Here is a 19,645-nt window from a genome sequence, read left to right on the forward strand (position 1 = left end):
CCTGCCGGCTACGCGCGTGCGGGCGCGCCAGCACAGACGAAACGGGCCGGCCCCACGACTGTGGAGACCGGCCCGTTGGGTCAGCGGATGCTGCGTGCTTACTTGGTCAGCGGCGACAGCTTCGGGTCATTGGCGTACGCCTCGGCCGCGTTGTCCTTTGTCACGATGACCGGCGGCAGCAAGAACGCTGGAACGATCTTGTTGCCGTTGTCGTAGGTGTCGTCGTTCGTCTCGGGAGTGCCGCCGGTCTGCAGCATCTTGACCATGTCAATGGCCTGCTTCACGAGAACGCGGGTGTCCTTGTTGATGGTGGAATACTGCTCGCCGGCCATGATCGACTTGACCGACTCCACTTCGGAGTCCTGACCGGTGACCACCGGGATGGACTTGCCAGCCGCCTTCACCGAAGTGATGATGGCGCGGGCCAGGGTGTCGTTGGGCGAGAGCACGCCGTCGACTTCCTGGCTGCCGTAGGTGCTGGTCAGCAGCGAGTCCATGCGGCTCTGGGCGTTCTCCGGCTTCCAGTCGGCCGTTGCGGTCTGCTTGATGTCGGTCTGACCGGAGGCAACAACGAGCGTTCCGTCGTCGATCTTCGGCTGCAGCACGCTCATGGCCCCATTGAAGAACACCGGCGCATTGGCATCAGCGGAGTTGCCGGAGAACAATTCAATGTTGTACGGACCCTCGGGCTTTTTCGCCGCGAGACCGTCGAGCAGGGCCTGCCCCTGCAACTCGCCCACCTTGAAGTTGTCATAGGCCACGTAGTAATCGACGTCATCGGTATTCAGAATGAGACGGTCGTAGGCGATGACGATGGCACCGGCGTCATGGGCGTCCTTGACCTGCGTGCCGAGCTGGCCGCCGTCCTGGGCACCGACGATGATGACCTTGGCTCCGTTGGTGACCATGGCCGACATCTGATCCTGCTGGTCCTTCACCGTTGTAGACGCTCCGGCGTACTGTACGTCACCCTTGAACCCTGCCTCTTTGAGACCGTCCTCGAACAGCCCCCCAGCGAGAACCCAGTTCTCGCTGGTCTTCGAAGGAAGGGCTACGCCGATAACGGAGTCAGCCGGGAACCCGACCGCGGCACTGCCGCCACCAGCCGTCTCAGGCGCTCGGCTCGAGCAGCCGGAGAGCGCCATGAGCGCTACTGCGGCCATCGCTGTGACCGTGAGAATTTTTCGCATGTCAATCACTTTCTGTTCATTGATGTACAGGACTTGGCGGAAGGGAATAGGGGAAACCTCATGAGACCGGTGGCGTTATGGAACGTGTGCACTCAGTTGGAGGGCAGGTCGGCCGGCCGCGAGGTATCCGATGCGCCGGCATCCGGGCGCACCGCGGGCGGCGGTGTTGACGGGTCGGTGACCTTGCGCTTGCGGGTGAGAAGACCGATGATCGAGGGCCGACCCTGGCTCTTGTTCCAGACGTCCACGCCAACAGCCGCCAGCAGCACCATGCCCTTAATGATCTGCACCAGGTCGGAGCCCACGCCGAGCAGCTGTAGCCCGTTGTTCAACACCGCCATCACCAAACCACCGACGATGGAACCGATGACGGTACCGATCCCGCCCGACACCGCGGCGCCACCGATGAAGACCGCGGCAATCGCGTCGAGTTCCCAGCTGAGTCCGTCTTGCGGGCCGGATGCTCCGGCACGAGCTACAAAGATCATGCCGGCCAGGGCCGACAGGATCGACATGTTCATCATGACGAGAAAATCCACTCGCCGTGAGTTCACTCCGGAGAGTTCCGCGGCGAGTTTGTTGCCGCCGACCGCGTAAACGTGGCGGCCGAGGATGGTGTTGCGGGTGACGAAGCTGTAGAACAGCACGAGCACACCGAGGATGATGCCCGACACCGGGAAGCTGGTGCCCACCCGGCCACCAGCGAACAGGAACGTCGCGTAGATGACAACAGCGTCGAGGAGTCCGATCTTGACCAAGCTGGCCCAGAGCGGAGAGGAATCCGAGTGCATCGTCTTCTGCACCCGCCTGGCCCGCCACTCCCGCACGGCAATGGCGATGGCGATGGCGAATCCGAGCAGCAGAGTGAGGTTGTTGTATCCAGTGGTCGGACCCACCTCCGGCAAGTATCCGGCACCGATTACGGTGAAGCCCTCTGGAACGGGCACCGTGTTGGCGTTACCGAAGAATTGGTTGCCACCACGGAAAATGAGCATGCCAGCCAGGGTGACGATGAAGGCTGGAACGCCGATATAGGCCACCCAAAATCCTTGCCAGGCCCCGATCACGGCGCCAACCAGGAGGCCGAAGAGCAGCGCCAGCGGCCAGGGGAAGTTCCACTGCGACATAGACGTGGCCACCACGATGCCGGCGAACGCTGCAACCGATCCCACCGATAGGTCAATGTGACCGGCGATGATCACCATGACCATGCCAATGGCCAGGATCAAGATGTAGGAGTACTGGCTCACCAGGTTGATCAGGTTGCCCGGAGAAAGCGTGAGCCCGCCGGTCAAAATCTGAAACAGCACGATGATGGCGATCAGGCTGAAGAGAATGCCGAACTGACGAATATTACTGCCGAAGATCGACTTGCGTTTCTCGGTCGTGGTCGTGTTGCCGCTCATATGCTGCGCACCTTCTTCTTGGCAGAGGTCATGCTTTTCATCAGGGTTTCTGGGTCTGCGTCTGCGCCGTCAATGCAGTCGGTGATGGCGCCTTCGAAGATTGTGTAGATGCGGTCGGCCAGGCCAAGCAGCTCCGGCAGCTCAGACGAGATCAGGATCACGCCCTTACCCTGAGCGGCCAGGGCCTGGATGATCCCGTAGATCTCGTATTTCGCGCCGACATCGATGCCTCGGGTGGGTTCGTCCAGAATCAGGATGTCGGGGTCGGTAAACATCCATTTGGCCAACACCACCTTTTGTTGGTTGCCACCCGACAGCTTGCTCACCCCCATCTCGACGTTGGGGGTCTTGATGCGCAAGTTTTTGCGGTACTCCTCGGCGATGGAGTACTCCTTGGCGTCGTTGACCACCGAGCCAACCGAGATCTTCGAGAGTTTGGCCGAGACGACGGAGCGCTTGATATCGTCGAGCAGGTTGAGCCCGAGCGCTTTGCGATCCTCACTGACGTAGGCGAGGCCGTGATCGATGGCCTCGCCCACGTTGCGAAGCACAATCTCCTTGCCGTCCTTGAAGATGCGGCCCGAGATGAAGTTGCCGTAGGAACGGCCGAAGATGCTCATGGCCAGCTCGGTGCGCCCGGCACCCATCAGCCCGGCGATACCGACGATCTCGCCAGTACGCACGGTGAGGTTCGACCCTTTCGCGACCATCCGCTCGGACACTTGTGGGTGTTGCACGGTCCAATCGCGCACCTCGAAGAAGACCTCGCCGATCTTTGGAGTGCGATCGGGAAACCGACTCTCCAGGCTGCGTCCGACCATTCCACGAATGATCCGGTCCTCGTTTACGCCGTCGGCGGCGATGTTGAGGGTCTCGATCGACCGGCCGTCACGGATGATGGTAATCGTGTCGGCGATCTGCTCGATCTCGTTGAGCTTGTGGGAGATCATGATCGAGCTGATGCCCTTGCCCTTGAGCCCGCGAATGAGATCGAGCAGGTGCTGGGAGTCGGCTTCGTTGAGGGCGGCGGTTGGCTCGTCGAGAATGAGTACCTTGACCGATTTGTTGAGCGCCTTGGCGATCTCAACCAGCTGCTGCTTGCCGACACCGATGTTCTTGACTTGGGTGTCCGGATCGTCACGCAGGCCGACCCGGGCAAGCAGTTCGTAGGCGGTGCGCTTGGCGCCGATCCAATCGATGGCGCCCCACTTGGTGGGCTCGTTGCCAAGAAAGATGTTTTCGGTGATCGAGAGCTCCGGAATAAGCGCGAGCTCCTGATGGATGATCGCGACTCCAGCCGCTTCGCTTGAGCGAATGTCCTTGAACCGCATCTCGACGCCCTGCAAGATAATGTCCCCAGAGTAGGAACCATACGGGTAGACGCCGGAGAGCACTTTCATCAACGTGGACTTGCCTGCGCCGTTCTCACCGCAGATCGCGTGGATTTCTCCAGCCTTGACCGTCAGCGACACGTCGGACAGCGCTTTAACGCCGGGAAATTCTTTGGTGATGGAACGCATCTCAAGGATCACGTGCTCGACCGCCATTGGTTTACTCCTTGGTTAGCGGTCTTTGTGACCGTTCACATCGAAGTCAATGTTCGCTCCTGCGCCGATTCCTGTCAAGTCCCGCTAATAACGCTTAAGTAACGGCAGCCGCGAGACCGGAACCGGCCCCGAGGAATCACGCGCGACCAAGCAAGGCGCCGTGGGCCCGGTCGGAAAATCCACGATTGTTCCCATCGCGCCGAGCAGTGATGCGAAGGCCCGTCGACCGATTCCCTCGAAGTCCTGATGCACCGTGGTCAGGGGCGGCCAGGTGTGGCTGGAGACTGGAATATCGTCGAATCCGACCACGCTCACGTCTCCCGGGATATCGAGGCCAGCGTCGTGCAGGGCGTGCAGCAAACCGAGCGCCATCTCGTCATTGGCAGCGAACACCGCCGAGAAATCTCGGGACCGCAACAGCTCCTGGCCAGCAAAGTACCCGAAATCTGCGGTCCAGTCGCCGAGGATCGGCGGATGGGTCATGAGCTCGGCATCGTCGATCTCGAGCAGGAATCCTTGCATGCGCGCTTCGGCTTCAGTCCAGTCCTGCGGCCCGGCGATGTGCACAATCTCTCGGTGGCCCAGATCGACGAGGTGGCGGGTGGCCATCTTCGCGCCGAGAATCTGGTCCTCGGCCAGCGCCCGCAGATCGTGGTTTCCCGTGGACTGGAGGCTGACGTAGGGAACCTCGATAGACATCCGTTCGAGCACATCGAACACCCGCTCTTGCGGCGCGATAATGATCAGACCCTCGACCGCCTGGTCGAGAAGGTGTTCCAGGGCATCTTCGATCGCCGCCGGATCAGCGACGCTGAGGTTGGCGGTGTCCACGAAGTACCCTTGCCGCCGGGCAGTGTCCTCGATGGCCGCCACACTGCGAGCCGGCCCGTATTGGGTGCTTGACGCGGTCAGAACACCGATCGTGCGCGACCGTCCCTTCGATAGGGCGCGCGCCGCCTGATTCGGCCGGTATTGCAGCTCCTCCATTGCCTGGAGAATGCGCGCCTTAGTGGAGTCGCGAATGCTGGGATGGTCGTTGAGTACGCGGGAGACTGTCTGGTGCGAGACTCCGGCCAGGCGCGCAACATCCCGGATACTCGGTGCACGTTCCTTGGGCAGCTCTGCCGACATGGATAACCTTGCTCGCATGTGCACGGTCACAATTGTGAGTGCAGGTCCATTATGCCCTCCGACCTGTTCCACCGGGGAACGAGTATTTCAAGTCGGGCTGACCGATCGCTGCGGCGAAACGGGCCACACTGTACCCATGCCCATTCTCAACAAAGACATGACCCTGTGCATTTCGCTGTCGGCCCGGCCCAGCAATCTCGGCACCCGGTTTCACAACTACCTCTACGAGGAGTTGGGTCTGAACTACATCTACAAGGCTTTTGCCCCTTCGAGCCTGGCCGACGCGATCGCGGGTGTGCGCGGGCTGGGCATTCGCGGCTGCGCTGTATCGATGCCCTACAAAGAAGACGTCATCGCACTCATCGATGACATGGATGCCTCGGCGTCGGCCATTGATTCGGTCAACACAATCGTGAACGACGACGGCCACTTGACCGCGTACAACACCGACTACTCGGCCGTGCAGCGCCTGCTGGGCGAGCATGACGTTCCACGCGCCTACTCGGTGATCGTGCACGGCAGCGGCGGCATGGCCAAGGCCGTCGCGGCAGCCCTGCACGATGCCGGGTTCGCGCAAGGAACGATAGTGGCGCGCAACGAAGTCACCGGCCGGGCCTTGGCCGCACTGTACGGCTACGACTGGGCGCCCGCGGTGGGCGCGCTCACCGCCGACCTGATCGTCAACGTCACACCGGTGGGTATGGCCGGCGGCACTGAAGCCGATCAAACATCATTTTCCGCTTCAGCCATCGCGGGTGCGAGTGTTGTCTTCGACGTCGTAGCCTCTCCCGCCGAGACGCCGCTGATCCTGGCCGCGCGTGCGGCCGGAAAGCCGGTCATCACCGGCGCTGAAGTGGTGGCACTGCAAGCCGAGGAGCAGTTCTACCTGTATACCGGCATCCGTCCCACGCCAGACCAGGTACGCCGAGCTTCCGCCTTCTCCCGCCTCCCCTGACCCCCCTCTCTCTCGGACGGGGCCCGGGCCCCGTCCCCGGGCCCAGGTTATAAACTGGGCCCACGTTCCGGGCCTGGGCCCCGTCCCTGAACCCGGACCCGGCCCGGCCCGGCCCGGCCCGGCCCGAAAGCATGCCCGCGGTCAGGCCCGGGGCAGCGCGCTCTCGAGGTCGGCGATGAGGTCGGCGACGTCTTCGATGCCGACCGAGAGGCGCACGATGTTGTCGGGCACCTCGAGTTCGGTGCCGCGGACGGAGGCATGCGTCATCTCCGAGGGGTAGTTCACGAGAGATTCGACCCCGCCGAGCGATTCGGCAAGCTGGAACAGGTGCATCGACTCGGCGAATAGGCGCGCAGCAGCGGCTCCGCCGGCGAACGCGACAGAGATCATGCCGCCAAAGCCCGACATCTGCTTTTTCGCCAGTTCGTGGCCGGGATGGCCGGGTAGTCCGGGGTAATAGACCTGTTCGATGGCCGGGTGGCCGTCGAGAAATTCCGCGATGGCCTGGGCGTTGCTCGAGTGCCGCTGCATGCGCACCGAGAGCGTCTTGATGCCGCGCACGGTAAGCCAGGCGTCGAGTGGAGCCGACACGGGACCGGCCGCGAACTGCAGAAACTGGGCCTTCTCGTAAAGCTCGTCGTCGTTCATGATGAGCGCGCCACCGAGTACGTCGGAGTGGCCGCCGAGATACTTCGTGGTCGAGTGCACGACCACGTCAGCGCCAAATTCAAGCGGATGCTGCAGGGCCGGTGACGCAAAAGTGTTGTCGACGATCGCGACTATGCCGTGCCGGTGGGCGATCTCGGCGAGCGCCGCAATGTCGCTGATCTTCATGAGCGGGTTGCTCGGCGTCTCAACCCAGAGGATCTTCGTTTCCGGACGGATGGCCGCTTCGACCGCCGCGAGGTCGCTCATCTCGACCGTCGTGTTGAGCACACCCCAGGCAGCGTGCACCCGGTTGATGAGGCGGTGGGTTCCGCCGTAGACGTCGTTACCGAGCACGACGTGGTCGCCGGGCTTGAGAATGGCGCGCAGGATGGTGTCTTCCGCGGCGAGTCCGCTCGCAAATGACAGGCCGTGCTTGCCTCCTTCCAGGGCGGCGAGCAGCGTTTCGAGCACGGTGCGGGTGGGATTGCCGCCACGACTGTACTCGTACCCGCCACGCAGGTTGCCGATGCCGTCCTGAACGTAGGTCGAGGTCTGGTAGATCGGCGGAATGACCGCGCCGGTGGTCGGGTCGAACGCCTGGCCGGCGTGGATGGCGATCGTGTCGAAGTTCTGGTTATTGGCCATTGTGGGCTCCCTCTGTGAAAAAGATCAGACGCTCAGGTAGCTGAGCAGGTCATGCCGGGTGATGACGCCGAGCGGTTTGCCGCCGTCGGTCACCAGCAGCGCGTCGTGGTCGGCGAAGGCGGCGCGGGCGGCTGCCACCGGCTCGTTGACCCCGATCAGCGGCAACGCATCACCAACGATTGAGCCGACCCGATCGGTGAGCTTCGCGTCGCCGGAGAAGACGAGGCCCATGAGGGCACGCTCATCAACCGCCCCGAGTACCTCGCCCATGACGACGGGCGGTTTAGCGCTCAACACCAGCAGCTGGGACACTCCCTGGCTCGTCATGATTTCGATCGCATCGTGCACGGTGTCACTCGGATGCACGTACACCAGAGCTGGTAGGCGCCCGGTCTTCGATTCCAGCAAATGAGCGACCGTGTGACCGACCGGAGCGTTGCTGAAACCGTAGCTGCGCATCCACCCGTCGTTGAAGATTTTGCCGAGGTAGCCGCGCCCGCCGTCGGGCAGCAGCACGACGATCGTGTCCTCGGGCCCGAGCTTCTCGGCCGCACGCAGGGCTGCGACAACGGCCATGCCGCTCGAACCGCCGACGAGGATTCCTTCTTCGAGGGCGAGTCGGCGGGTCATGGCGAAGGAATCTGCGTCGGAGACGGCGATGACCTCGTGCACGACCGTTGGATCGTAGGCGCCGGGCCAGAAATCCTCGCCGACACCCTCGACCAGGTAAGGTCGACCGGTGCCGCCGGAGTAGACCGAGCCTTCCGGGTCCGCTCCGATGATGCGCACGGCGTCGTTCGAGACCTCGCGCAGGTAGCGGCCGGTTCCGGTGATGGTTCCGCCGGTGCCGACGCCGGCGACGAAATGGGTGACGGTTCCGTCGGTGTCGCGCCAGATCTCGGGCCCGGTGGTCTCATAGTGGCTGAGCGGGCCGTTCGGGTTGAAGTACTGGTTGGGTTTGAAGGCACCCGGAATGTCCCGGGCCAGTCGGTCGGAGACGCTGTAATACGACTGGGGGTCCTCCGGCGAAACGGATGTCGGCGTCACGACGATCTCGGCGCCGTAGGCCGTGAGCACGTTGCGCTTGTCTTCGCCGACCTTGTCGGGCAGCACGAACACACACTTGTAACCGCGCTGCTGCGCCACCAAAGCAAGACCGACGCCGGTATTGCCGGACGTCGGTTCGACGATCGTGCCGCCGGGCTTCAACAGGCCGTCGCGCTCGGCGGCATCGATGATGCGTACCGCGATGCGGTCCTTCGCGGAGCCGCCCGGATTGAGGTACTCGAGTTTCACAAGCACCGTCGCGGTCAATCCGTCGGTGACCTTGTGCAGTTTGACCAGCGGGGTGTCACCGATAAGGTCAAGAACGGTGTCTGCGATCTTCATGGAAATTCCTTCTGTCGGGCTGCACGCCAGGTGGCAGGCGCGGCCTCGGGGTTGCTCACCGGTTCAGCGCTGCCCGGCACGTTCGTACGAAATCGACTCGCGTCCACAGCAACACGGCGATGAGCGGACGCCCCTTCACTCTAACGGGCGGCGAGATCCGGTCACCAGCCTGAGAAATACCTGCGAGAGCGGCATCGGGGAAGCTACAGGGACGACTGCTACGTTCAGGTAGAAGAAGCTCCCATAGAGAGGCCCTCGTGACCCCCCAGCCCGGTTCCCCCGTCAATAAAGCGTCAATCAAGGAAGAGCGCGCCGCGAAGCGTGCGAAAAAGCTGGAGCAGTATCACCGCCAGCAAAAGCGCGGCAAGCGTAATCGTCTGATTGGCATTATCGGCGGCGCTGTGGCGATCGTCGCGATCATCGCCCTGATCGTGACCGCGTTCGTGCTCACGCCGAAGGCCGCCAACTATGCCGGCGGCGGCGCGGGCGATGCGTCGACGATCGACGGTGTCGAGACCTTCACGAACGGAGCTGGCCACGTTGAGACCGCCGTCACCTACGAGCAGACGCCGCCCGCCGGTGGCGAGCACGCTCCGGCTTGGCTCAATTGCGGCGTGTACGATCAGGCAGTCCCGAACGAGAACGCCGTGCACGCGCTCGAACACGGTGCCATCTGGGTCACCTACGATCCGTCCATCTCCGACGCTGAGCTCGATCTGCTGAAGACGGAACTACCCTCCAGCTACGTTGTGCTGTCGCCCTTCGAAGGAATTCCCGCACCGATCGTGCTGAGCGGCTGGAATTCACAGCTGCAGGTCGACAGCGCTGACGACCCGCGCATCGCCGAATACCTCACCGAATTCTGGAAGAGCACTAACGTGCCAGAAGACGGCGCCCCCTGCTCCGGCGGGATCGACGCACCCGGCAAAGTTTCATAAGCCGCGCTAACCTGTGACTTCTGATCACTTACAGGCCACAGCGGATGCTCGCCCACCGCGCCAACGCCGCTCCGTTTTGCGCGCCATCACCGTCACTGTTGTGGTCACGGTGCTCGTTGTCGGCGCTATAGCCTTTTCGGCGGGGCGCCTGAGCACGCTTACCGACGCCACGCCCGACACGACAAGTGCCGAGGCTGGCTTTGCCAGGGACATGCAGGAACACCACAATCAGGGCGTTGAACTCGCCCTGATTGTTCGCGATCGTACCGACGACGAGCCCGTGCGGTTACTCGCCTACGACATTGCCACGACGCAGGCCAAGCAAAGCGGGCAGATGTCGGGCTGGCTCGCTGTCTGGGGGCTACCGCAATTTGCGCCCGAACCGTCAATGACCTGGATGACCCGGCCCGGCCTGTCCGGCAACACTCACGATTCGTCTCACGCGGCCAGCACCGACGCCGGCCACGTCGCCGGAGAACCGATGCCCGGACTCGCGACCCCGGCACAGATTGCCGCGCTCACCGCGGCATCCGGTGTGGAAGCGGAGAGGCAGTTTCTTGTCATCATGATCGCCCACCACCGGGGCGCGATCGAGATGGCTGATGCCGTTCTGGACCGCAGCACGAACGAGACCGTGCAGGCCTTCGCTACCTCGGTGGTGTTGAGCCAGGAATCCGAGATCGAGCTGATGACCGGCATGCACGCCGAACGTTCGTAGCCCCCACCGTTCCGGGCCCACCTTATGAACCCGGGCCCAGTTTATAAACTGGGCCCGGGGACGGGGCCCGGGCCCCGTCCGCGACAGTCCCGGGGCGACAGTCCCGTGGCGGCAGTCAGGGGGTGGCGGCAGTCAGGAGGTGGCGGGAGTCAGGGGGTGGGGGCGTCAGCGGGGAGGGGGCTCGCGGTGATTTGGCGGGCGTAGAGGCTCGCGTAGACGGCGCCGCGGGCGAGCAGTTCGGCGTGGGTGCCGCGCTCCACGATGCGGCCGGCGTCGACGACGAAGATCACGTCGGCGTCGACGATCGTCGAGAGACGGTGCGCGATTGCAATTGTGGTGCGACCATGGCTCGCAGTGTCGAGCGCGGCCTGCACCACGCTCTCCGAGATGGAATCGAGCGCGCTCGTGGCCTCGTCGAGGATGAGCACCGGCGGGTCTTTCAATAAGACGCGCGCGATGGCGATGCGCTGCTTCTCACCGCCGGACAGCCGGTAGCCGCGCTCCCCCACCATGGTGTCGTACTTCTCCGGAAAAGAGTCGATCGTGTCGTGAATATTAGCGGCGCGGGCGGCAGCGACCAGTTCGGCATCCGTGGCCTCGGGTTTGGCATAGCGCAGGTTCTCGGCGATGGTGGCGTGGAACAGGTAGGTCTCCTGGCTCACGATGCCGATGTGGGAGACGAGCGACTCCTGTTGCAGGTCGCGCACATCCACGCCGGAGAACAGCACACGGCCAGCCGCGGCTTCGTAGAAACGCGGAATCAGGTACGAGACGGTGGTCTTGCCGGCCCCCGACGGCCCCACAAAAGCGGCGAACTGCCCCGGCTCGATTGTCAAGGACACATCGTCGAGGGTCGGGCGCGCGTCGCCGCGAGCGTCCGGGTAGGCAAATTGCACCCGGTCGAACTCCACCCGACCTCGAGCCGCCCCGGCCGACGGCACCAGGGCAGCGCCGGGCTTGTCGCTGATCGCCGGCTTCAGGTCGAGGTATTCGAAGATGCGCGCGAACAACGCAGCCGAGGTCTGCAGGTCGAGGGCGACCCGCATCAGGCCGAGCAGCGGAAAGATCAGCCGAGCCTGCACCGTGGTGAACGCCACGATCGTGCCGGGCGTGAAATCGGTCGTGCCATTGAACATGAGCGCCCCCGCGACGAGGTAGACGATCGCAGGAATGGCCGACAGGAACACGCTCACTGTGGCGAAGAACCACTGGCCGCTCATCTGCTGACTCACCTGCAGGCGCACCTGGTTGCGGTTCTCTTCGGCGTAGCGTTCGATCTCGTTCTGCTGTCGGGTGAAGCTCTTTGAGAGCAGAATGCCGGACACGCTCAGGGTTTCCTGCGTGATGGCGGTCATGTCCGACAGCGATTCCTGCGTCTTACCGGCAATGCGCGCCCGCACCTGCCCGACGCGGCGCTGGGCGAACACCAGAGTGGGCATGAGCACCACGGCCACGATGGTCAGCTGCCAATTCAGCAGCAGCATCGCCACGAAGGCGGCGATCACGGTGACGGTGTTGCCGAGGATGCTCGAGATGGTGTTGGTCAGCACCGTCGCGACGCCGCCGACATCGTTTTGCAACCGCGACTGAATCACGCCGGTCTTGGTCTTGGTGAAGAAGCTCAGCTCCATCGCCTGCAGGTGGGTGAACAGCCGCACGCGCAGGGCGCCCATGACCTTGTTGCCCACCGTGGCCGTCAGCCAGGTCTGCCAGACGCCGAGCAGCGCATTGACCAGAAAAATGCCGAGCATGAACGCCACCAGCACCCCGAGCACCGACAGGTTGGGAGTGTCGCCCGGCGGAAAGAGACCGTCGTCGAAGGCCCGCTGGGTGAGTAGCGGCGGCACCACCGAGAGGGCGGCGCTGACCAGAACGAGCACGACGGTGACGATGAGGGTGTTGCGGTGCGGCGAAAACAGCGCGAAAACACGCTGCAACAGGTGCGGGATGCGCGGTGCCTCGGCGTTCTCAGCCCGCTGCGCCGCAGCATCCGCCCCGCTCACCCGGCCGCGCTTCATACCGACGGCTGGCCGCGACCCGAAGCTTCCCGAACCGTGCGCTGAACTCATATCCTCATTTTAGGTGTAGCGGCAGAGACTACCCGGTGAGGCGGATGTCCCCATTCGGCGAGGGATCCTCCGTCACCTCCACGCTAGCCGGGCCACGACAGCTGCGTGGTCGGTCGGCCAGGCATTCTCCAGGTGGTTGCCCAGAATATCTGCGTCCAGGCCGACACTGCGCTTTCCGGTGGCGCTGAGTACCGAGAAAGTTTCAGCCTCCCTTCGCGGCAGTCGGCGCACCGTCATCGGTGAGCCCCGGTCGGCAGTAACGTTTGAAGAGTTTCGGAGTTTTGCCCACTGGGCGTCGTCGCGCGGGCGCGTACCGGCCGGCCAGGTCATCTTGGGCGTGTGGCAGAACACTTCACCGCTCGATCGCGAGGCACTGCGGTTGCCGATCGCTGCTCGCGTGTTCTGTGTCGTGCGGGTTCGCCTGCCCAGCAGGGGCGGAAGATGCCCGGCTGCTCGATGTGCGCCGGGGATCCCCGATGCTCATGCATAAACGGATGAGTTTCAGCCGCGACGGCGTGCCGCTGGAGTGGTCGGTCGACCGCTACGTCGCCGACACGATCAGCCTCGTGGTCGACAACTCCCTCAACGCCAACGCCTTGCGCTGGAAATGACTGCGGCATCTATTCACCGGAGCGCCACCGGCTCGGCTAGCCCTTGGTCGACCCGGCGAGCAGTCCGCGCACGAAGAAGCGTTGCAGGGAGAAGAACACGATCAGCGGAACCAGAATGGACAGGAAGGCACCGGCCGTGAGTAGATGCCAGTCTTGACCGCGGGCACCGGAGAGTTCGGCGAGCAGTTTGGTCATCGGGGCGACCGCGCCGTCCGCGAAGATCAGCGCCACCAGCAGGTCATTCCAGACCCAGAGAAACTGGAAGATGGCGATCGACGCGATGGCCGGCATGGTCAGCGGCAACACGATGCGAAAGAAGATCTGCCCGTGGCCGGCGCCGTCGACCCTGGCCGCTTCGATAACCTCGCTCGGTATCTCCGAAATGAAGTTGTGCAGCAGGTAGATGGCCAGAGGTAGGGCGAACATGGTGTGCGCGATCCACACTTGCGAATAACCGCTGCCGGGATTGAGCGCCGCGACGATCGGAAAACCGAAAACCGTGCCGCCGGAAAAGAACTGCAGCAGCGGCACGAGGGCCATCTGAATCGGCACGATCTGCAACGCAAAAACGCCGATGAACATGGCGTTCTTGCCCCGAAAGTCAATCCAGGCGAAGGCGTAGGCGGCGAGGCTGGCAATCATCAACGGGATGAGCGTGGCCGGCAGGGTGATCGCGATCGAGTTGATGAAGGAACCAGCCAGATTGAGCTGGCTGTTGCCCGCGGCCAGAGCCGTCGTGTAATTGTCGAAGGTGAAGCCGGTGTTGGTGAAAATAGTCCACCAACCGGTGGTGCGCACCTGCTGGGCCGGCCGGAAGGACGACACCAGTAGTCCTAGCGTGGGGATAGACCACAGCACCGCGATGATGAGCGCCCCAATGGTCGCCCCGCGGCTGGTGAGCCGTTTTTTGGTGTTGCGGGCGATGGGCGACTCCATCCGGCGAACTCCGCGACGGAGTCGCCGTGTGGTCTGCGCGTCCACGGGAAGTCTTACGGGCATGACCGAGCTCATCGAATTTCCCTCTGCTTCTTGATCTGGCGGGCGTTGTAGATGACGATCGGCAGCACCAGCAGAAACAACACCAGGGCGAAGGCGGCTGAACGGCCCTGCTCGAAGTTCTTGAACTGGGTGTACATTTCGTTGGCGACGACGCTGGTCTCGTTGGATCCGGCCGTCGTGGTGCGCACGATGTCGAAGACCTTGAGCGAAACAATAGAAATCGTCGTCAGAACGACCACGAGGGCGCTGCGGATGCCGGGAACGGTCACGTTCACGAACTGCTCCCAGGCGTTGGTGCCATCGAGTTCGGCCGCCTCCATCTGCTCGGTCGGTACGCCTTTGATAGCGGCAGACAGCACCACCATGGCGAACCCGGTCTGTACCCAGATGAGAATCACGATGAGAAACAGAGTGTTGAACGGGGACACCGACAGAAAGTCGACCGGCTGCCCGCCGAACATGACCACGAGCTGGTTCAGCAGGCCGATCTGCTCCTGGTCGGCCGGGCGGGACGTGTAGACGAAACGCCAAATAATGGATGCTCCCACCAGGGAGATGGCCATCGGCATGAAGACCAGAATCTTGAAGTACTTCTCACCGCGGCTCTTGTCGATGAACACCGCGTAGGCAAGGCCGGCGATGGTCGAGATAGTCGGAACGATCAGCACCCAGACAACGGTGTTGAGCACGATGCGCACGTTCTCGGGCTGCGTGAAGATCCAGACGAAGTTGTCCAGGCCGACGAACCTGTCACCTCGAGCGCTCATGAAGGCCTGCACCGTGGTCTGAATTGTCGGGATAACCAAGCCGATGGCGAGCAGAATCACGGCCGGGGCCAGGAAACCAACGAGCTGGAATAAATACCCAGCACCCTTACGTGATCGGTAGTCGATGTAAAAGAAGCCGAGGCCCAGTACGCCGGCACCGATGATGGCCCACGTATACGAGTTGCCGACCAACAGAATGAGCAGCGGTGCCAGAACGCACACGGCAAGACGGATGATCGTGTAGATCCGACCAGAGCGCGGGGCAATCTCAACGAAGAACAAGATTGCGCCAACAACGACACCGAACGCCAGGATCACGACGGGGACTTGTGCCAGCGCTGGCAATTGCGCCAACCAGGAGAAGAATGCGGACATCTGAAACCTTTCGAGTACGACAGTGAACCCTGGTATTCGCCCGACTCCCGGTGAAAACGTAACGAAAACGTACACCTGCCACGCGCGGTGTGCCGCCCGATTTTCGCAGCGGGCGGCACACCGTTTTCATGCCTGAGTAAAAGCTGTTTCAGCTAGCTGGACGGCCAGCCGGATTCGATGCTCGTGAGCACCTCGTCGGTCGGTGTGCCGTTGATCCAGCTGACCATCCCCTTCCAGAAGGTTCCCGATCCCACAGCGCCCGGCATCAGGTCGGAACCGTCAAAGCGGAAGGTGGTTTTCGGGTCCTGCAGGATAGTGATCGCTTCCTGCAGAATGGGGCTCGTTGCCTGGGAAGCGTCGAGGCCCTTGTTTGCGCTGATCACGCCGCCGAGACCGACCCGGCTGTTCGCCCAGTCAGCGCTCGAGAGGTATTCCAGCACCTTCTGGGTGTCGGCGTCATCGGAGAAAGCGCCGACGATCTCGCCGCCTCCGGTGACCGCCTGGCCACCCGCCTCGACTGAGGGAGTGATGAAAGCCCAGACGTCGGCGTCCGGTCCGACTGTTCCGCCGGCATCCGTGATGAATCCGTCGAAGAACGAGGCCTGGTGGGTCAGCGCGCAGGTGCCGTTGGCGATGGGGGTGGCCACATCTCCGAACGGGGTGCTGTTGATCGACTTGACGTCGCCGTAGGTGGCGTTGACGTAGTTGGGGTTGAGCAGAATTTCACCGAGGGAGTCGAAGGCGCTCTTGATGGCCGGGTCGGTGAAGGGGATCTCGTTGGCAATCCACTTGTCGTAGGTCTCGGCGCCGGCCTCGCGCAGCACGAGGTCTTCGACCCAGTCGGTGCCGGGCCAGCCTGTGGCGTCACCGGAGCCGAAGCCGGCGCACCAGGGAGCCGCGCCGGTCTTTTCCTGGATGGTCTTGGTAACGGCGAGTAATTCGTCCCAGGTGGTGGGGACTTCAACGCCCCACTCCGTGAATTTCGCGGGCGAGTACCAGACGAAACCCTTGATACTGGCCATCAGCGGCGCGCCGTACAGCGTGTCGTCTACGGTGCCGTAGGCCTTCCAGTCGGCCGACCAGTTCTTGTCGACATTAGCCGCGACGGCGTCGGGCGCTGCCTTGAGGAATTTACGGGAAGCGAGGTCCTTCATCAGCCCGGGCTGCGGGAAGATCGCGATGTCGGGAGCGTTTCCACCCTGCGCGCGGATAGAAATCTGGGATTCGAATTCCTTCGACTGTTCGTATTGAATGTCGATCTTGTTGTCTTTCTCCCACCCGGCCCAGGACTCTTCGAGGAGCTCGGCTTCGGTGTCGGCGATCGTGCCGTAGACGGTGACGACGCCATCGCCCTCGGCGCCCGATTCGGCGGTGGTGGCGCCGGGTCCGCCGGAACAACCAGCCAGTGCGAGACCGGCTATCGCCGCCATGGCGATCGGTGCTGTGAATCGACGGTGCAGGGAAGGCCGCATCTTATTTCTCCTCTTTGAGTGGTGCCGGATCAGGTTGTGCACGTGTGAACTGTGAATAGAGCTGGCGTTACCGAGGTAGGGACCAACCGTTGGGACAGGTCTTTTGATCGAATCTCGGGAACCGGTTCCAGACCATAAATTACGTTACCCGTAGCGGGATAGCAAGTCCGGAAATGTAACAAAATGGCAAAGATCAGAGCCATATCGTCGAGCGATATCAAAGTTTAGCGGCTGCATCGCAGGAGAATCAAGGGATATCATGGAACCGATTCCATGCCGGGCAAACGCACGCTAGGGTATGAGAAGCAGTCACCATAGACGGAGGCACAGATGAGCGCGATCGCCGATGTCGCGCGCCTCGCCGGAGTGGCCAAAGCCACGGCCAGTCGTGCGCTGAGTGGTCGTGGCTATGTCTCCACGGAGACCCGGGCGAAGGTCATCGCTGCTGCCCGGCAAATTGGGTACGTCGCTTCACCGAACGCCGCAAGCCTCGTGACCGGCCGCACCCAGAGTGTCGGCGTGATCATCCCGTACATCAGCCGCTGGTTTTTCGGGGAGGTTCTCGAGAGCCTGGAATTAGCCTTGCTCGAACACGGCTACGACATGACGCTATACAACCTTCCGCCCGCTTCCCCGGAGCGCGACCGGGTCTTTGAGTTCTTCCTGGCCCGCAAACGATTCGACGGCATCATCTCGGTCTGCGTGGCGCTGAGCGAGCAGGAGGTCGACCAGCTGCATCGCCTTCGTCGCCCCCTCGTCGGCATCGGTGGGCCCATCCGCGGCGTGGCCACAATTGAGATCGACGACGTCGCCGCCGCGCGACTCGCCACCGAACATCTACTCAGTCTCGGGCATCGCGACATCGTGCACGTGGGTGGCAGCCAGGCCGACGAGATGGACTTCGAGGTGCACAGTAATCGCCTGCGCGGCTTTGAGGCTGCGATGACGGAAGCCGGCCTGCCGGTCAGCGGATGCTTCTACTCCTCTGATTTCACCATGCCCGGTGGGTACGCCAGGGGCCTGGCCCTTCTCGGAGATCCTCGCCGTCGTCCTACCGCGATCTTCGCGGCGAGTGACGAGATTGCCTTCGGGCTGATTCTCGCGGCCCGTGAGCTGGGTATCCGGGTACCCACCGAGCTCAGCGTCATTGGCATCGACGGACATCCGCACTCCGAGATGTTCCGTCTCACCACCCTCGCGCAGCATCCGCGCACCCAGGGCCAACTCGCGGTGAGCACGCTGCTGGACGGACTCGCCAGCGGGAGCAGCATCGGCGCATCAGCCGTTTTGCCCACCAGCCTGGTCATCCGATCGAGCACCAGTGCGCCGCGCGCGCTTCGCGCCTTGCGGGCCGAATGACAATCGGAACAAGCCCCTGAATTCGCGACCGGCCGGGACCCAACCACCGCAAATGAATGACGGCGGGTCCGACAAAGGGGGCGCCATCTCCTTACGGAAATGACGCCCCCTGCGCAATGATCGGCACGAAGCCGGTCGGCTACGCCTCAATCAGCACCCCTCACGGGGCCTAGATTACTTGAGGGTAACGGTGGCGCCGGCCTCTTCGAGCGAAGCCTTGGCCTTGTCGGCAGCGTCCTTGGCAACGCCCTCGAGGACGGCCTTCGGCGCGCCATCGACAACGGCCTTGGCCTCGCCGAGGCCCAGGCTGGTGAGCTCGCGCACAACCTTGATGACCTGGATCTTCTTGTCGCCGACGGCGTCAAGGATGACGTCGAATGCGGTCTGCTCTTCAACCTCTTCAGCAGCAGCGGCGGGGCCAGCGGCTCCGGCAGCGGCGACGGGAGCGGCTGCGGTGACCTCGAAGGTCTCCTCGAACGCCTTGACGAACTCGGAGAGCTCGATGAGGGTCAGGCCCTTGAACTGCTCAAGCAGGTCTTCAGTGGAAAGCTTTGCCATGATGTACTCCTTTTAGTTTCTTAAAAATTCGTGAACCGTGATGCCAGGCAGATGCCTAGTTCGCGGACTCCTGCTTCTCACGCAGCGCGTCGATGGTGCGAACAGCCTTCGACAGCGGTGCCTGGAAGAGATAAGCGGCTCCGAACAGCGATGCCTTGAAGGCGCCGGCCAGCTTGGCCAACAGCACCTCGCGGGACTCGAGGTCGGCAAGCTTGCCAACCTCCGCTGCGGTGAGCGGGTTACCGTCAAAGTAACCGCCCTTTACCACCAGGAGAGGGTTTGCCTTGGTAAAGGCACGCAGGGTCTTCGCGACGGCGACGGGGTCTCCGTGCACGAAGGCGATAGCGGACGGACCGACAAGTTCCTCGTCGAACGAGGTGATGCCGGCCTTGTTGGCCGCAATCTTGGTGAGCGTGTTCTTTACCACGGCGTACGTGGCGTCCTCACTGATGGACGTACGCAGGCTCTTGAGCTGCGCAACAGTGAGACCGCGGTACTCGGTGAGCAGAACGGCGGTCGAGCTCTGGAATTTCTCCGTAAGCTCGGCGACCGTTGCTTCCTTGTTCGCCATGGTGCTCCTCATTAATAATCATGTGCCGGGTAGCCCGGGGCGCAGACATGAAAAAAGCTCCAGCGCAGGGCGCCGGAGCTTGGGCAACAATCTGAGAGACTGTAACTGAACTTCGAACACCTGCGCGGGCCGTTCACGTGAATGAACCTTCGTCTGCACTTCTGTCTTTCAACAGGGTGCAGCAACCGGCGGTCTGTGGCTAGGTTTCAGCATAGACGAGCGTCTAGCACTGTGCAAATCGAAGAAGATGGCACATGGTTGACTTCGCGACCCTCTCGGTGGGTGTCGCCATGTTCA

Annotated in this window: 17 protein-coding genes; 5 read left to right on the plus strand and 12 right to left on the minus strand. The window is 62.8% G+C overall.

The features are described from left to right. Window positions 1-98 precede the first annotated feature (98 nt). From CXY74_RS09620 to CXY74_RS09635, 4 genes are all read right to left on the minus strand, one after another. Window positions 99-1,190, minus strand: a complete 1,092-nt coding sequence (locus CXY74_RS09620) for a sugar-binding protein (protein WP_104200233.1) — start codon at window positions 1,188-1,190, stop codon at window positions 99-101. A 92-nt stretch (window positions 1,191-1,282) separates the two neighbouring features. Further along, a complete protein-coding gene (gene mmsB, locus CXY74_RS09625; RefSeq protein WP_104200234.1) occupies window positions 1,283-2,596 on the minus strand; it encodes a multiple monosaccharide ABC transporter permease in 1,314 nt (437 codons plus the stop codon). Beyond that, entirely contained in the window at window positions 2,593-4,143 is a 1,551-nt protein-coding gene (gene mmsA, locus CXY74_RS09630) for a multiple monosaccharide ABC transporter ATP-binding protein (protein ID WP_104200235.1), read from the minus strand. Before mmsA ends, mmsB begins: the two co-directional genes overlap by 4 nt. An 84-nt stretch (window positions 4,144-4,227) precedes the next feature. Beyond that, window positions 4,228-5,274 carry a LacI family DNA-binding transcriptional regulator gene (locus tag CXY74_RS09635; protein ID WP_104200236.1) on the minus strand — a complete coding sequence of 349 codons (1,047 nt, stop codon included), beginning with the start codon at window positions 5,272-5,274 and terminating at the stop codon, window positions 4,228-4,230. 136 nt (window positions 5,275-5,410) lie between these two features. Between CXY74_RS09635 and CXY74_RS09640 the strand changes: the two genes are divergently transcribed. Continuing rightward, window positions 5,411-6,229, plus strand: coding sequence for a shikimate 5-dehydrogenase (locus CXY74_RS09640; RefSeq protein WP_199183187.1), 819 nt, complete (start codon window positions 5,411-5,413; stop codon window positions 6,227-6,229). A 141-nt stretch (window positions 6,230-6,370) separates the two neighbouring features. Here the strand turns inward: CXY74_RS09640 and CXY74_RS09645 are convergent, their stop codons facing one another. Continuing rightward, complete coding sequence (locus CXY74_RS09645) at window positions 6,371-7,522, minus strand: cystathionine gamma-synthase (RefSeq protein ID WP_104200237.1); 1,152 nt, start codon at window positions 7,520-7,522, stop codon at window positions 6,371-6,373. Between the two features lie 24 nt (window positions 7,523-7,546). Then, a complete protein-coding gene (locus CXY74_RS09650; protein ID WP_104200238.1) occupies window positions 7,547-8,911 on the minus strand; it encodes a cystathionine beta-synthase in 1,365 nt (454 codons plus the stop codon). Between the two features lie 257 nt (window positions 8,912-9,168). Between CXY74_RS09650 and CXY74_RS09655 the strand changes: the two genes are divergently transcribed. Next, on the plus strand, window positions 9,169-9,849 hold the full coding sequence (locus tag CXY74_RS09655) for a DUF3105 domain-containing protein (RefSeq protein WP_104200239.1): 681 nt from the start codon (window positions 9,169-9,171) through the stop codon (window positions 9,847-9,849). A gap of 13 nt (window positions 9,850-9,862) precedes the next feature. After that, the gene (locus CXY74_RS09660; protein ID WP_146070107.1) at window positions 9,863-10,567 is read left to right on the plus strand and encodes a DUF305 domain-containing protein; all 705 of its coding nucleotides are present in this window, start codon (window positions 9,863-9,865) and stop codon (window positions 10,565-10,567) included. 149 nt (window positions 10,568-10,716) lie between these two features. Here CXY74_RS09660 and CXY74_RS09665 read toward each other — a convergent pair whose 3' ends face one another. After that, complete coding sequence (locus CXY74_RS09665; protein ID WP_370446139.1) at window positions 10,717-12,636, minus strand: ABC transporter ATP-binding protein; 1,920 nt, start codon at window positions 12,634-12,636, stop codon at window positions 10,717-10,719. A 404-nt stretch (window positions 12,637-13,040) separates the two neighbouring features. On the opposite strand from CXY74_RS09665, the gene CXY74_RS17570 reads away from it, so the two are divergent. Further along, window positions 13,041-13,247 (plus strand): UTRA domain-containing protein, encoded by a 207-nt coding sequence (locus tag CXY74_RS17570; protein WP_255409530.1) that lies wholly within the window; start codon window positions 13,041-13,043, stop codon window positions 13,245-13,247. Between the two features lie 36 nt (window positions 13,248-13,283). Here CXY74_RS17570 and CXY74_RS09675 read toward each other — a convergent pair whose 3' ends face one another. The 3 genes from CXY74_RS09675 to CXY74_RS09685 all read right to left on the minus strand — a co-directional run bounded on the left by CXY74_RS09675 (window position 13,284) and on the right by CXY74_RS09685 (window position 16,860). Further along, entirely contained in the window at window positions 13,284-14,258 is a 975-nt protein-coding gene (locus CXY74_RS09675; protein WP_104196823.1) for a carbohydrate ABC transporter permease, read from the minus strand. Beyond that, window positions 14,255-15,388, minus strand: a complete 1,134-nt coding sequence (locus tag CXY74_RS09680; RefSeq protein WP_104200243.1) for a carbohydrate ABC transporter permease — start codon at window positions 15,386-15,388, stop codon at window positions 14,255-14,257. The genes CXY74_RS09675 and CXY74_RS09680 overlap by 4 nt, the downstream gene beginning before the upstream one ends. A gap of 152 nt (window positions 15,389-15,540) precedes the next feature. Beyond that, the gene (locus CXY74_RS09685; RefSeq protein ID WP_104200244.1) at window positions 15,541-16,860 is read right to left on the minus strand and encodes an ABC transporter substrate-binding protein; all 1,320 of its coding nucleotides are present in this window, start codon (window positions 16,858-16,860) and stop codon (window positions 15,541-15,543) included. A gap of 330 nt (window positions 16,861-17,190) precedes the next feature. On the opposite strand from CXY74_RS09685, the gene CXY74_RS09690 reads away from it, so the two are divergent. Further along, complete coding sequence (locus tag CXY74_RS09690; protein WP_104200245.1) at window positions 17,191-18,219, plus strand: LacI family DNA-binding transcriptional regulator; 1,029 nt, start codon at window positions 17,191-17,193, stop codon at window positions 18,217-18,219. A 174-nt stretch (window positions 18,220-18,393) separates the two neighbouring features. Here CXY74_RS09690 and rplL read toward each other — a convergent pair whose 3' ends face one another. Continuing rightward, a complete protein-coding gene (gene rplL, locus CXY74_RS09695; RefSeq protein WP_104192488.1) occupies window positions 18,394-18,777 on the minus strand; it encodes a 50S ribosomal protein L7/L12 in 384 nt (127 codons plus the stop codon). Window positions 18,778-18,832: 55 nt separating this feature from the next. Then, on the minus strand, window positions 18,833-19,348 hold the full coding sequence (rplJ, locus tag CXY74_RS09700; RefSeq protein WP_104083138.1) for a 50S ribosomal protein L10: 516 nt from the start codon (window positions 19,346-19,348) through the stop codon (window positions 18,833-18,835). Window positions 19,349-19,645: the final 297 nt, after the last annotated feature.

Source organism: Cryobacterium sp. Y29 (assembly GCF_002929825.1).
In the GTDB taxonomy this organism is placed as follows: Bacteria; Actinomycetota; Actinomycetes; order Actinomycetales; family Microbacteriaceae; genus Cryobacterium.